Origin of the sequence: Pseudomonas sp. 2822-17 (assembly GCF_002742485.1) — a bacterium.
Classification (GTDB): Bacteria; Pseudomonadota; Gammaproteobacteria; order Pseudomonadales; family Pseudomonadaceae; genus Aquipseudomonas; species Aquipseudomonas cyclaminis.
Genome location: NZ_LJRZ01000310.1, coordinates 1 through 236 on the forward strand (window position 1 = coordinate 1; position 236 = coordinate 236).

Here is a 236-nt window from a genome sequence, read left to right on the forward strand (position 1 = left end):
CTACGAAGGAAAAGCCAAGCGCATTTACGCTACAGAAGAGCAAGGAGTACTGTGGGTAGAATATAAGGATGATGCAACTGCATTTAACGGAGAAAAAAAGGATGTCCTTGATGGCAAAGGCGTATTAAATAACGAAATTAGTTCTATTATTTTTTCAAAATTAAAAGAAGTTGGAATTGATAGCCACTTCATTAAGCGGTTATCTTCAACAGAACAACTAGTAAAAAGTGTAGAGA

General features: G+C 35.6%; 1 protein-coding gene. It reads left to right on the plus strand.

Features of this window, described 5'->3' with window-relative positions:
* Window positions 1–236 (plus strand): phosphoribosylaminoimidazolesuccinocarboxamide synthase (locus tag AOA60_RS07540; RefSeq protein ID WP_305887046.1); only part of this gene is annotated, 236 nt, incomplete at both ends.